This is a genomic window from Microvirga sp. M2, from assembly GCF_047497095.1.
In the GTDB taxonomy this organism is placed as follows: Bacteria; Pseudomonadota; Alphaproteobacteria; order Rhizobiales; family Beijerinckiaceae; genus Microvirga.
This window is the reverse complement of the sequence record NZ_CP134063.1, coordinates 4,103,807-4,116,365: the sequence shown is the minus strand read 5'-3', so window position 1 is coordinate 4,116,365 and position 12,559 is coordinate 4,103,807. Positions and strand designations below refer to the sequence as shown.

Below are 12,559 nucleotides of genomic sequence, written 5' to 3'. Positions count from 1 at the left end.
GCCCACTTCCCGCGTTCGATGCTCTATGGTCCTGAGCATCTTTTCACGCAAAACCGGTACCCGCTTCCCGCGTTCGATGCTCGAGCCGCGCGCGCATCCGCTTCCTCCTTCTGCCGCACGGTCTCCATCGTGTCGCGGCGCACCAGGAGGCAGAGAACCGCGAGCGGAATGCCGAGGGCCGCCGTGCCGGTGAAGAGCAGCGGATAGCCATAAGAATCCACCACGGCGCCGGATGCGCCGCCGATGAGTTTTCCCGGAAGCGCGTAGAGCGAGCTGAGAAGGGCGTATTGGGTGGCGGCAAAGCCGGGCGAGGTGAGCCCCGACATATAGGCCACAAGGGCCGCGCCCGCGAAGCCTTGCGCGAAATTGTCGATGCTGATCGTAAGCGTCAGGCCCGTGAGGGTGGCATGGCCCGCGGCGAGCCAGGAAAACATCACGTTCGACCCGGCGGCGAGAACGGCTCCGATCAGCAGGGTCCACCACAGGCCCAGGCGGGTCAGGGCGAGGCCGCCTCCGAAGGCGCCGATGATGCCGATCCACACGCCGTAGAGTTTCGAGATGCTGGCGATATCGGCCTTGCTGAAGCCGAGGTCGATATAGAGCGGGTTCGCCATGATGCCCGCCATGAAATCAGGCAGGCGATAGCAGGCGATCAGCGCCAGGATCGGGATCAGCATCGCGCGCTTGCGCCGGTAGAGATCGGCGAGGGGGTCGATAATGGCCTGGGCGAAGGGAGGGTTCTCGCGAATCCGGATCTCATCGATTCGCGGCGCGAGCAGGGTGCCCACGAGGCCGACGGCCATGAGCGCGGCCATGGACAGATAGGCGCTCGGCCAGTTCACGAGCTCGGCGATATAGAGCGCGCCGGCACCCGCGCACAGAAGCGCCAGGCGATAGCCGAGCTGAAGGCTTGCGGCCATCATGCCCTGACGCTCGGTGGGTGCCGCATCGATGCGCCAGCCGTCGATCACGACATCCTGCGTGGCCGAGAAGAAGGCGATCAACACGGCGCAGGATATGGTGAGAGGCAGGCCGGTCGTCGGCCCCGTCACGGCCATGCCGACGAGAGCCGCCATCACGCCGAGCTGCGCCAAAGCCATCCACCCGCGACGGCGGCCGAGCAGGCGGGCGAGGACCGGAACGTCGTAGCGGTCGACGATGGGCGCCCAGAGAAACTTGAGGGAATAGGCCAGGCCGACCCAGCTCATCAAGCCGATGACCGTGAGTGAAATCCCCGCCTCCCGAAGCCAGGTGGAGAGCGTGCTGAAGACGAGCAGGAAGGGCAGGCCCGATGAAAAGCCCAGAGGCAGCATGAGCGCGATGCGCCCGTCGGTCAGAACGTCTTTGAGCGAAAGTCGGCGTTTGGTTTGGATCATGAACGATGTGATCGGATTGAAGAGAGCTCTGCCTTCAAGGCGTGATCGGCAGAAGCTGGCGCCTGAGCCCCTGCAGAAGGGTTAATGCGCCTTGGCGATTTGGGTCGCCGTATCCTGCCGGGCATGAGACGGCACCTCCACGAGGGTCTGAATCGCCTCTGCGACCTGATCGGCCAGACAATCGTATCCCTTGTCGCTCATGTGGAAACCGTCGCTCGAGAGCATCGAGCGCAGTTCTTCGGCCGACTGGCTGTTCCAGTCCTGCATCAGCGCATAGCGGGAGAAGACGGGAATCTGCCTTTCGCGGCCCAGTGCGCTCACCACGTGGACGAACTGTTCGTAGCGGCTCGGATCCTTGATCGTAGGAAAATACTGCTGATCGAGGAGTATCAGGCTTGCTCCGGCTGTCCTCACGGCCGCGATTCCACGTTCCAGGATGGCCCGGAAATCGTCTTCGCTCACGCCCTTGATGGCGTCGTTCGTTCCCACCTGCCAGATGACCAGATCGAAGTGCTGGGTCTCGAGGGCAGCCTCGAGCCTCTCGACGGTCTGAACACCGGTCTCGCCACCTTTGCCGGCGTTGACGACGGAGACATTACCCTTCCAGTCCTCGCTCAATTCATCTTCGAGCTGGGCGGGATAGGCACGATCGGGCGATGTGGCGCCGATGCCCTCCGTCGAGGACGAGCCGATGGCGAGAATACGGATCGGCTCATGGCGGGCGAGCTTGGCGCCGAGGGCCGTTGCGGGCGCATAGGTCGTGAAGACCTGGCGCTTCGCAACGCATCCGGCGCTGCTTGCAGCCGAGACGCCCGACGGACCGAGCAATCCAAGGCCTAAGACGAGAGCCGCCCCTGTGAAGGTGACAATCCGAGCCCCTTTGCCTGCCCTTGTTTCCGGGCAGTTAGGTTTTGTCTGTTCCATTCGAGATATCGCGCCAGTGCCAGAAGACCAATGATACCAAGAATGGTGAATACCATACCGATAATCTGCGGACTAGCAGACGATTTGACTGCAGCCAGCGTCATGATGACTTGCCCGAGGGCGCTCAGGAGCGATCCCACGGCAAAGATCGTGAGGCCGTTCTGTCCGAGGCGGACCAGGTCGGGGCCGACGATCGTCGTCTTGAGAGCGTCTCCGATCCGGAACTGGGTCACCAGATAGGCCAGCGCCAGGAAATGAAGCATGCGGACGACGCCAAGGTCATGCTTGACGAGATCGAGCTTGGTGAGGGCGATCTCGTACAACCAGGGCATCAGGCCGAATCCCGCCGTCATCGCGACGAGTGACAGGATGACGAAGGCAAGCGCGCCGACGGCGAGGGCTCTCCGGTAGGGGACCGGTCGTTCGAGCATCAGGAGCCCGGTCACGATCCCGAGCGTAAACAGGAACTGCCATGCGAACGGGTTGAAGAACCAGGTTCCGGGCTCCGGCCAGCTGTGGATGGTCAGGACGCCGGCACGGGCCAGAACGTACACCGCCGCCGATACCAGGAGAGCAAGGCCTGCATGGACCCGCGCCAGGACGAGCGCCACGGGAGCCCAGAACATCAGCGCGATGTAAAGCGGGAGAATGTTGAAATAGCCGAGCTGGTGGCCGAGCAGGATGATGCCGGTGATCCCCTTGGCCGTGTCGCCGAAGACGGCGTTGCGTCCATGCTCCTCGATGAGGCCGATCTCCTCGCTCAGCTCATAACCGATCGAGAAGACGGCGATCGCTCCGGCCGTGAGAAGAAGATGAATCCGATAGAGCTTGAACGCGCGCTGCAGGCACTGCCTCACGACGCCGAACAGGTCGCCCTGCGGCAGGCGGGGGCCGTACACGAGAGCAATCGACAGGCCGGAAATGAAGATGAAAGCCTCCGTCGAGTCGGAGAGGCCGAAATTGCGCGGCGTGATGTGCTCGATGAGATTGCCCGGGATATGATTGACGAAAATAATCACCAGCACGAGGCCGCGCCAGAAATCAATCGTCGTATTCCGCTTCGAGGCTGCCATCGACCTGCTCTTCAATCTGTAACGTGCTAAAACGCCAAGTTGACAAAAGGTTGCCCCGGCGCAGCGCAAAGGCTGATGCAGTCGAACGCATCTATGAACGTTTCGACCTTATCATTGGGGCTTGCGGAGGGCGAATTACAAAAAATTCATCTTCAGCGCGGCTGAAGACCGGAGTCATTCCCTGATTCCTGGGCCGCGTTGTAGAGCGTGCTCAGGAAGACCTCAAGGGCCTCCTCCGGCGGGCAGTTGTTCCCCGTGAGAACGTGCAGCCCCCTTGCTCCGGAACCGCGTGCTCCACCGGATTCGAGCGTAACATGAAAACATGGGATGGCGGCCGGGCGCGCCCGCAGCCCGATCCATGCCATGTCTTCCGGCGCGTTGAAGCCTCCTTGCAACCGACCCCTGCCCATGACGGTCAAAGCACGCTCTCAGGCTCAAATGAGATGGATAACTTGAGCGTTTCGTGTGTTGTTGTAGGGACATTGCGACATCGGACAGGAGGAATCCGGACGTGACAGCCTATCGGATCAAGCAGGTCGACATCGTCTACGAGGGCTGGCGCAAGCTCCTGGACCTGACGGTCCAGATGCCGGACGGGCGGACCATGATCCGCGAGGTGCTCAACAGCGGCGAAGCTGCAGCCGTCCTTCCCTACGATCTGGGGCGGCGGAAGGTGATCCTCGTCCGGCAGTTTCGCGCGCCCGTCATGCATGTCGAAGGGCACCCGGATTTCCTGGAGGCGGTGGCGGGCCTGCTCGACGAGGACGAGCCCGAGACCTGTGCCAGGCGGGAGAGCATGGAGGAGGCGGGATTGCGGATCGAGCGCCTGGAGCCCTTGGGCCGGTTCTGGACGGCGCCCGGAGCCACCACGGAGCGGCTGCACCTCTTCCTCGCGCCCTACACGCAGGCGGACCGCGTCGCCGAAGGGGGCGGCCTTGCCGACGAGCACGAGGAGATCGAGGTGCTGGAGGTCGGTTTCGACGATCTCGCGGGCTTCGTTGCCGACAGCACCATCGCCGACATGAAGACCATGGTGCTCGTGCAGGCGCTGCAATTGCGGCACCCGCACGCTTTCGAGAGGATCTAGCGCATCGTGCGGACCCGGCGGGGCCGCACGATGCGCTCATGACGTCTCTGTTCTTGAGCATCTTTTCACGCAAAACCGGTTCCCACTTTTGCGTTCGATGCTCTAGCCGAGGCGCTCGGCGTGCCAGCGCAGGTGATCCTCGATGAAGGTCGCGATGAAGAAATAGGAATGGTCGTAACCATCCTGCCGGCGCAGGGTGAGGGGCTGGCCCGCCCTGGAGCATGCCTCCTCCAGAAGCTGCGGTTTCAGCTGACTCTCGAGGAAGCTGTCCGACGTGCCCTGATCGATCAGGAGATCGGGCACGCGCGCACCGCTCTCGATCAGCGCGCAGGCATCATAGTCGCGCCAGGCTGAGCGGTCGGAGCCGAGATAGTTCGACAGGGCTTTCTCGCCCCACGGGCAGTTCATCGGCGAGGCGATCGGCGAGAAGGCCGAGACGGCCTTGAAGCGGCCCGGATTGCGCAGAGCGATGGTGAGCGCCCCGTGTCCGCCCATGGAATGGCCCATGATGCCCTGTCGTCCCATATCGGCCGGCAGGCTGTCCGCCACGAGGGACGGCAGCTCCTGCTCGAGATAGGAGCGCATGCGATAGTTCTTCGCCCAGGGCTCCTGCACGGCGTCGACGTAAAAGCCGGCGCCGAGACCGAAATCGTAGGCGCCCTCGGGGTCGTCCGGCACGCCCTCGCCGCGCGGGCTCGTGTCCGGTGCGACCAGGATGAGGCCGAGCTCCGAGGCCATGCGCTGCGCGCCCGCCTTGACGGTGAAATTCTCTTCCGTGCAGGTCAGGCCCGAGAGGAACCACACCACCGGCACCTTGCCGGCGGCAGCCTGCGGCGGAACGAAGGCCGCAAGACGCATGGGCGTGCCCGTCTCCCGGGAGACGTGACGGTAGACGAATTGCGTGCCTCCGAAGCAGCGCGATTGCGAGACGGTCTCGAAGCTCACCTCTTCTCCCCTTTATCAGTAGACGATGACGGATCGGATGGACTTGCCCTCGTGCATGAGGTCGAAGGCGGTGTTGATCTCCTCGATCGGCATCTGATGGGTGATCAGGTCGTCGATGTTGATCTTGCCCTCCATGTACCAGTCGACGATCTTGGGCACGTCCGTGCGCCCGCGCGCGCCGCCGAAGGCGGTGCCCTTCCACACCCGCCCGGTCACCAGCTGGAACGGCCGCGTGGCGATCTCCTTGCCGGCCTCCGCCACGCCGATGATGATGCTCTCGCCCCAGCCGCGATGGCAGCATTCGAGCGCCTGGCGCATCACATCCGTGTTTCCGGTGGCGTCGAACGAGAAGTCGGCGCCGCCGCCGGTCAGGTCGACGATCGCCTGCACCACCTTGTCGTTGCCGATCTCCTTGGGGTTGACGAAGTCGGTCATGCCGAACTTTTCCGCCATCGCGCGCTTGCCCGGGTTGATGTCGACGCCGATGATCTTGTCGGCCCCGACCATGCGGGCGCCCTGGATCACGTTGAGGCCGATGCCGCCCAGGCCGAACACCACCACATTGGCGCCCGGCCACACCTTGGCGGTGTAGATCACCGCGCCGATCCCGGTGGTCACTCCGCAGCCGATATAGCAGATCTTGTCGAAGGGCGCGTCCTCGCGCACCTTGGCGAGCGCGATCTCGGGCAGCACGGTGAAGTTGGCGAAGGTCGAGCACCCCATGTAGTGGAACACGGTCTCCCCGTCGCAGCGGAAGCGGCTCGTGCCGTCGGGCATCACGCCCTGGCCCTGAGTCGACCTGATCGCGGTGCACAGGTTGGTGCGTCGCGACAGGCAGGATTTGCAGTTGCGGCATTCGGGCGTGTAGAGCGGGATGACGTGGTCGCCGACTTTCAGCGTGGTCACGCCGGGGCCGACCTCGCGCACGATGCCGGCGCCCTCATGGCCGAGGATGGCCGGGAACTTGCCCTCGGAATCGAGGCCCGAGAGGGTGTAGGCGTCGGTATGGCACACGCCCGTGGCCATCACCTCGACCAGCACCTCGCCCGCCTTCGGCCCCTCGAGGCGGATCGTCTCGATCGTCAGAGGCTTGCCAGCCTCCCAGGCCACTGCAGCCCTGGTTTCCATGCTTTTTCTCCATTGCGATTCGGTGGCGCGAGTATGTGAACCTGCTCGACGGAAGGTCAATGGAAGGTCCGTTCCGATCCTGCGCCGCTCCCGGGCTTTCCAGAAGCGATTTCCGCTCATATGTGTCCTTTGACAATCGAAGGATCAGCCCGTGACCAATGTTCGCGCCGCCATCATTCCCGTTACGCCGTTTCAGCAGAACTGCACGTTGTTGTGGTGCGAGAAGACCAAAAAGGCGGCAGTGATCGATCCCGGAGGAGATCTGGAGCGGATCCGCGATGCCATCGCGCAGAGCGGCGTCACTGTGGAAAAGATTCTGCTTACCCATGGTCACATTGACCATGCGGCAGGTGCGGCGGAACTGCGCGACGCGTTGGGAGTGACGATCGAGGGCCCGCACGAAGCGGATGACTTCCTGCTCCGGCGGCTTCCCGAACAGGGACAGGCCTATGGAATTCCCGCGCGCGCCGTCACCCCCGACCGGTGGCTTCGGGAAGGCGATACGGTGAGCATCGGCGAACTCACGCTCGACGTTCTGCATTGCCCGGGGCATTCGCCCGGCAGCGTCGTGATGGTCTCGAAGAGCGAGCGCTTCGCCCTCGTCGGCGATGTGCTGTTCCAGGGGTCGGTTGGCCGCGTGGATCTGCCGGGCGGAGACGGCAAGGCGCTGATCCAATCGATCAAGGACAAGCTTTTGCCGCTCGGCGACGACATCGCCTTCATCTGCGGCCACGGTCCCATGAGCACCATCGGCCAGGAGCGGCAGACCAATCCCTTCCTACAGGGCGATGGGCTGTTCTGAAGCATTGTTCGGTGAAGTGGATCCGGTTCACTGTCGAAAATAGCGATTGAGCAAAGAAAAGAGCTGATTCCACGCAAGTGGAAACAGCTCTCAGGCGACTGCGCTTCAAAAAAGAATGGCTCAGGAAAGCTCCCGAGCCATCAAGTCTTGCCTCATCGGATCTTGCCTCGAAACGGAGGGCGGTTTACTCGGCCGCCTGAACCGCCACAGCGCCCTTCAGGCCCATGCGTTCCGCGACGCCGAGGCCATAGGCCTTGTCGGCAAGGTAGAAGTGCACGATCTGGCGCTTCACGATCTCCTCCGGCACGCCCTGCATCGCTTCCGCGATATTGTCCATGAGCCGGTTCTGCTCGTCGGGCGACATGAGGCGGAAGAGATCGCCCGGCTGCTTGTAGTCGTCGTTGCCCGCACGGTGATCGTAGCGATCGGCATCGCCCGAAATCCTGAGCGGCGGCTCGGCGGCGCGGGTGGTCTGAACCGGGCCGTTGAAGGAGTTCGGCTCGTAATAGGCGTCGCCCCGGTTCGGGATGTCGAACAGCATCGAGCCATCCGCGTGATAGTGATGAACCGGGCAGCGCGGGCGGTTCACCGGAAGCGCCTCGTAATGGGTGCCGACGCGATAGCGGTGCGCATCCGCATAGGCGAAGATGCGGCCCTGCAGCATCTTGTCGGGCGAGAAGCCGATGCCCGGCACGATGTTGGACGGCGAGAACGAGGACTGCTCCACTTCCGCGAAGTAGTGCTGCGCATTGCGGTTCAGTTCGAGCACGCCGACCTCGATCAGCGGATACTCCGCATGAGGCCACACCTTCGTGACGTCGAACGGGTTGTACGAGGTCTTCTCCACATCCGTCTCGGGCATGATCTGCACGCAGAACTTCCAGCGCGGGAAGTCGCCGCCCTCGATGGCCTCGTAGAGATCGCGCTGGGCGCTCTCGCGATCCTTGGCGACGACGGCTTCGGCTTCCCGGTTCGTCCAGGTCTTGATGCCCTGCATGGACTTGAAGTGGAACTTCACCCAATAGCGCTCGCCGGCCTCGTTGATGAACGAGTAGGTGTGGGAGCCGAAGCCGTGCATGGAGCGGTAGCCCTGCGGAAGGCCGCGGTCCGAGAACAGAATCGTCACCTGGTGCAGGCTCTCGGGGCTGAGGGACCAGAAGTCCCACATGGCGGTCGGGGAACGCAGATTCGTCGAGGGATGACGCTTCTGGGTGCGGATGAAGTCCGGGAATTTCAGCGGGTCGCGGATGAAGAACACCGGCGTGTTGTTGCCGACGATGTCCCAGTTGCCGTCTTCCGTGTACACCTTGAGGGCGAAGCCGCGCACGTCACGCTCGGCATCCGCGGCGCCGCGTTCGCCGGCCACGGTCGAGAAGCGCAGGAAGACCTCGGTCTTCTTGCCGATCTCGGAGAAGACCTTCGCCTTCGAATATCGGGAGATGTCGTTGGTGATGGTCAGCGTACCATAGGCGGCGGAACCCTTGGCGTGCACCACGCGCTCGGGAATGCGCTCGCGGTTCTGATGCGCCAGCTTCTCGACGAGCTGATAATCCTGCAGCAGCAGAGGGCCGCGCTCGCCGGCGGACAGGCTGTTCTGGTTGTCGGCGATCGGCGCGCCGGCCGTGGTCGTCAGAGTTGTTGTCTGTGTCATGGTCGTCCCCATAATGCGGGGCCATCATGGGGTTGGAAGGTCATCACGTCCAATCGCTTTGCCTATCCCGGTCGATCAGATATTCTTATCGGCATCATGATCACATTCCGTCAGCTACGATATTTCGAGGCGCTTGCGCGGACGCGGCATTTCGGCATGGCGGCCGACCAATGCGCGGTGACGCAGCCGGCGCTCTCCATGCAGATCAAGGAACTGGAGCGGGAGCTGGGGGTCGAGCTGGCCGAGCGGCGAGGCAATTCCGTCATCCTGACCCAGGCCGGGCTGGAAGTCGCCGAGCGGGCCGAGGCGATCCTCGGTCAGGTGCGGGAATTGTCGGAGCTGGCAGGCCAGCATCAGGGCGTTCTGTCGAACACCGTCCGTCTCGGGATCATTCCCTCCGTCGCGCCATATCTGCTTCCTGCCATTCTCAGCGAGGTGGAGCGGCAATACTCCGCGCTCGATCTGCAGATCCGCGAAACGCAGACCGACATGTTGCTGGACGAACTCCTGCGGGGCGAGCTCGACGCGGCGCTGATCGCGCTGCCGGCGCCGAACGCGCAGCTGGAGGGAGTGCCTCTTTTCGAGGACCGCTTTCTCGTCGCCGTGCAGGCCCGCACGGCGAAGCAATGGAATTCCCGCGATCTGCACGAGCGTATCGGGCAGGAACGCCTTCTCCTGCTGGAAGAGGGCCATTGCCTGCGCGATCAGGCGCTTCACTTCTGCCATATCGCCAACATGCAGGCCCGCAAAGCGCTCGGGGCGGCTTCGCTCACCACCATCATGCAGATGGTGGCCGCAGGCCATGGCATCACGCTTCTGCCGGAGCTGTGCGCTGCGGCCGAGGTCGACCGCCGCCGCGTGGCGCTCATCCCGTTTCCGGACGATCCGCCCAAGCGCACCCTGGGTCTCGTCTGGCGGAAGACGTCGGGGCGAAAGAAGGATTTCGCCGCTCTCGGCGACCTCATCAAACAGGTGAGGCAGGCCCAAGCGGCCTGAGGCAGGAATGGGCTCCGCGGTCCGGGCCGCGGAGCCCTCGACAGGTCGAGTTACCGGCTCAGCAGCCTGTGAGCTTGACGCGCTCCACTTCGAGACCGAAGAGCGGGCGCATGCGGGTGCCGATCACGTTGCCGGCGAAGGCCGCCACGAGCCAGACCCAGCCATGCAGGCTGCCCGACGCGATACCGGAGAAATAGGCCCCGATATTGCAGCCATAGGCGAGGCGCGCGCCATAGCCAAGAAGCAGGCCGCCAGCAACGGCGGCAACGGCGGAACGCAGCGGGATTTTCCACACCGGTGCGAAGCGCCCGGCGAGCGCTGCCGCCAGCAGGGCACCGAGGATGATGCCGAAATCCATCACCGTGGTGATGTCGTTGAAGATGCTGCCGTTGAGCTCGGCCAGACGGGCGGGGGAGGACCAGTAAGGCCAGCTTGCCACATCGAAGCCGATGGCGGCCGCGATCTTCGAACCCCACAGGGCGAAGGCGGAGGTGACGCCCCAGGGACGTCCTGCGAGGTAGAGCGTGACGAAGTTCAGCAGCGCGAGGGCCACCGCACCGGCCACGATCGGCCAGGGGCCGCGCAGAAAGCGAGAGAGCCCCTGGCGCGGCGGGGGCGCGGCCTCGATCAGCCTGCCATGGCGGCGCTTCTCGAACACGACCGTGACGGCGGCGATCAGCGCAAAGACGGCGAGCTGCACGGCCAGAGCGGTCCAGGGGCCCCACAGCTCGATGATCGAGATCTTCGGCAGGCTCGGCAGCGCCGTCCACCAATGCAGGTGCGCCGAGCCGATGGCAGAGCCCGCGATGAACGCCGCAAGCGTGAACAGCATGCGCGTGGAGCCGCCGCCCACCGTGTAGAGCGTGCCGGAGGCGCAGCCGCCGCCGAGCTGCATGCCGATGCCGAAAATGAAAGCACCGAACACCACGCCGATGCCCGCCGGTGAGACATTGCCCGCGACCGGTTGGCCGAAGAGGGCGCCGGATGCGAGGACGGGGAAGAACAGGACGGAGGCGATCGCCAGCATCACCATCTGGGCGCGAAGGCCTTCGCCGCGCCGGTCCGCGATGAAGACGCGCCAGGCCGAGGTAAAGCCGAAAGCGGCATGGTAGAGCACGAGGCCGAGGGCCGCGCCGAGCACGTAAAGCGCTGCCTGCTTCGGGTTGACGGCGGCTCCGAGAAGCGCCGCCCCACCGAGGATGCCGGCCGCGGCGGCGAGCGAGGCGGGAGCATTGACGGTCAAGCTCGCACGCTTTCCCGAGGGAAGAGGCGGAGCCATCGCAGAGCTGGACATGGAGCGTTCCTTGTTATGTCGATGCGGCAGAGTCTTGGGGGCCGGGTCTCGGGGTCAGGGTCTCGCGACCTGCAAACTGAACATGTGGTTCTTTTTAAAGAACGTCAATATGTGTATAAAGCAAGCTATTATCATAATCTGATGTGAAATAGGTCCGGATTGCGCCTTTCGACCGCAGCCCGAGGATGGTCCCGAACCACAAGGCAAACTACAAGGAATGATTGCAGCCATGTCCATCAAGCCCGACGTCCCCGCCGCTATCGGCCATACGCCGCTCATCAAGCTCCGCCGTGCTTCCGAACTCACCGGATGCACCATTCTCGGCAAGGCCGAGTTCATGAACCCGGGACAGTCGGTGAAGGACCGGGCGGCCCTCTTCATCATTCAGGATGCGGTCGAGCGCGGGCTGCTGAAACCCGGCGGCGTGATCGTAGAGGGGACTGCCGGCAATACCGGCATCGGGCTTGCCCTGGTGGCCAACGCCATGGGCTTCAGAACGGTGATCGTGATTCCGGAGACCCAGAGCCAGGAAAAAAAGGACATGCTGAGGCTCGCGGGCGCCGAACTCATCGAAGTGCCCGCGGTTCCTTATGCCAATCCCAACAATTACGTGAAGGTGTCGGGCCGCTTGGCGGAGCGTCTCGCCGCCTCGGAGCCCAACGGAGCGATCTGGGCAAACCAGTTCGACAATGTGGCAAACCGTCAGGCGCATATCGAAACGACCGGGCCGGAAATCTGGGAACAGACCGACGGCAAGATCGACGGGTTCGTCAGTGCGGTCGGCACCGGTGGAACGCTTGCAGGCGTCGGCGTCGCGTTGAAGGAGCGCAACCCCAAGATCACGGTCGCACTGGCCGATCCGATGGGCTCCGCCATCGCGAGCTGGGTCAATACGGGCGAACTCAAGGCAACCGGCACGTCGATCACCGAAGGCATCGGCCAGGGCCGGGTGACGAAGAACCTGGAGGGTGCGCCCATCGACGTGGCGTACCAGGTTCCCGACGAGGAGGCGCTGCCGATCATCTTCGACCTGCTGGAGCACGAAGGCCTGTGCCTCGGCGGATCGTCCGGCATCAATGTTGCAGGAGCCATCCGTCTCGCGCGCCATCTCGGCCCGGGACATACGATCGTGACCGTGCTGTGCGATTACGGCACACGCTATCAATCGAAGCTCTTCAACCCTGCCTTCCTGCGCACGAAGAACTTGCCCGTGCCCGAATGGCTGGAGCGCAAGAGCACGATCGATCCCGGGCTCGTATAGAGGCTCTACAAAAAAGCCGCGC

At 63.8% G+C, this 12,559-nt stretch carries 11 protein-coding genes; 4 read left to right on the top strand and 7 right to left on the bottom strand.

Annotated elements, in window-relative coordinates; translation table 11 throughout:
• Positions 1-23: 23 nt before the first annotated feature.
• The 3 genes from RE429_RS19520 to RE429_RS19510 all read right to left on the bottom strand — a co-directional run bounded on the left by RE429_RS19520 (position 24) and on the right by RE429_RS19510 (position 3,373).
• On the bottom strand, positions 24-1,376 hold the full coding sequence (locus tag RE429_RS19520) for an AmpG family muropeptide MFS transporter (protein WP_414472320.1): 1,353 nt from the start codon (positions 1,374-1,376) through the stop codon (positions 24-26).
• 81 nt (positions 1,377-1,457) lie between these two features.
• Complete coding sequence (locus tag RE429_RS19515; protein WP_414472319.1) at positions 1,458-2,204, bottom strand: SGNH/GDSL hydrolase family protein; 747 nt, start codon at positions 2,202-2,204, stop codon at positions 1,458-1,460.
• A gap of 8 nt (positions 2,205-2,212) precedes the next feature.
• The gene (locus tag RE429_RS19510) at positions 2,213-3,373 is read right to left on the bottom strand and encodes an OpgC family protein (protein WP_414472318.1); all 1,161 of its coding nucleotides are present in this window, start codon (positions 3,371-3,373) and stop codon (positions 2,213-2,215) included.
• A gap of 511 nt (positions 3,374-3,884) precedes the next feature.
• Here RE429_RS19510 and RE429_RS19505 point away from each other — a divergent pair.
• Positions 3,885-4,460, top strand: a complete 576-nt coding sequence (locus tag RE429_RS19505; RefSeq protein ID WP_414472317.1) for an NUDIX domain-containing protein — start codon at positions 3,885-3,887, stop codon at positions 4,458-4,460.
• A gap of 102 nt (positions 4,461-4,562) precedes the next feature.
• On the opposite strand, the gene fghA is transcribed toward RE429_RS19505, so the two are convergent.
• Together fghA and RE429_RS19495 are read right to left on the bottom strand one after the other, a co-directional pair.
• Positions 4,563-5,405, bottom strand: coding sequence for an S-formylglutathione hydrolase (fghA, locus tag RE429_RS19500; RefSeq protein ID WP_414472316.1), 843 nt, complete (start codon positions 5,403-5,405; stop codon positions 4,563-4,565).
• A gap of 15 nt (positions 5,406-5,420) precedes the next feature.
• On the bottom strand, positions 5,421-6,533 hold the full coding sequence (locus RE429_RS19495) for an S-(hydroxymethyl)glutathione dehydrogenase/class III alcohol dehydrogenase (protein WP_414472315.1): 1,113 nt from the start codon (positions 6,531-6,533) through the stop codon (positions 5,421-5,423).
• A 151-nt stretch (positions 6,534-6,684) separates the two neighbouring features.
• Here RE429_RS19495 and RE429_RS19490 point away from each other — a divergent pair, with 151 nt between their 5' ends.
• Positions 6,685-7,335, top strand: coding sequence for an MBL fold metallo-hydrolase (locus RE429_RS19490; RefSeq protein ID WP_414472314.1), 651 nt, complete (start codon positions 6,685-6,687; stop codon positions 7,333-7,335).
• Positions 7,336-7,519: 184 nt separating this feature from the next.
• On the opposite strand, the gene RE429_RS19485 is transcribed toward RE429_RS19490, so the two are convergent.
• Positions 7,520-8,986: a catalase gene (locus RE429_RS19485; protein ID WP_414472313.1), complete on the bottom strand. Its 1,467-nt coding sequence runs from the start codon at positions 8,984-8,986 to the stop codon at positions 7,520-7,522.
• A 96-nt stretch (positions 8,987-9,082) separates the two neighbouring features.
• Here RE429_RS19485 and RE429_RS19480 point away from each other — a divergent pair, with 96 nt between their 5' ends.
• On the top strand, positions 9,083-9,982 hold the full coding sequence (locus RE429_RS19480) for a LysR substrate-binding domain-containing protein (protein WP_414472312.1): 900 nt from the start codon (positions 9,083-9,085) through the stop codon (positions 9,980-9,982).
• Between the two features lie 58 nt (positions 9,983-10,040).
• On the opposite strand, the gene RE429_RS19475 is transcribed toward RE429_RS19480, so the two are convergent.
• Complete coding sequence (locus RE429_RS19475; protein WP_414472311.1) at positions 10,041-11,276, bottom strand: YeeE/YedE family protein; 1,236 nt, start codon at positions 11,274-11,276, stop codon at positions 10,041-10,043.
• A gap of 229 nt (positions 11,277-11,505) precedes the next feature.
• Here RE429_RS19475 and RE429_RS19470 point away from each other — a divergent pair, with 229 nt between their 5' ends.
• Positions 11,506-12,537, top strand: coding sequence for a cysteine synthase A (locus RE429_RS19470; RefSeq protein ID WP_414472310.1), 1,032 nt, complete (start codon positions 11,506-11,508; stop codon positions 12,535-12,537).
• Positions 12,538-12,559 lie beyond the last annotated feature (22 nt).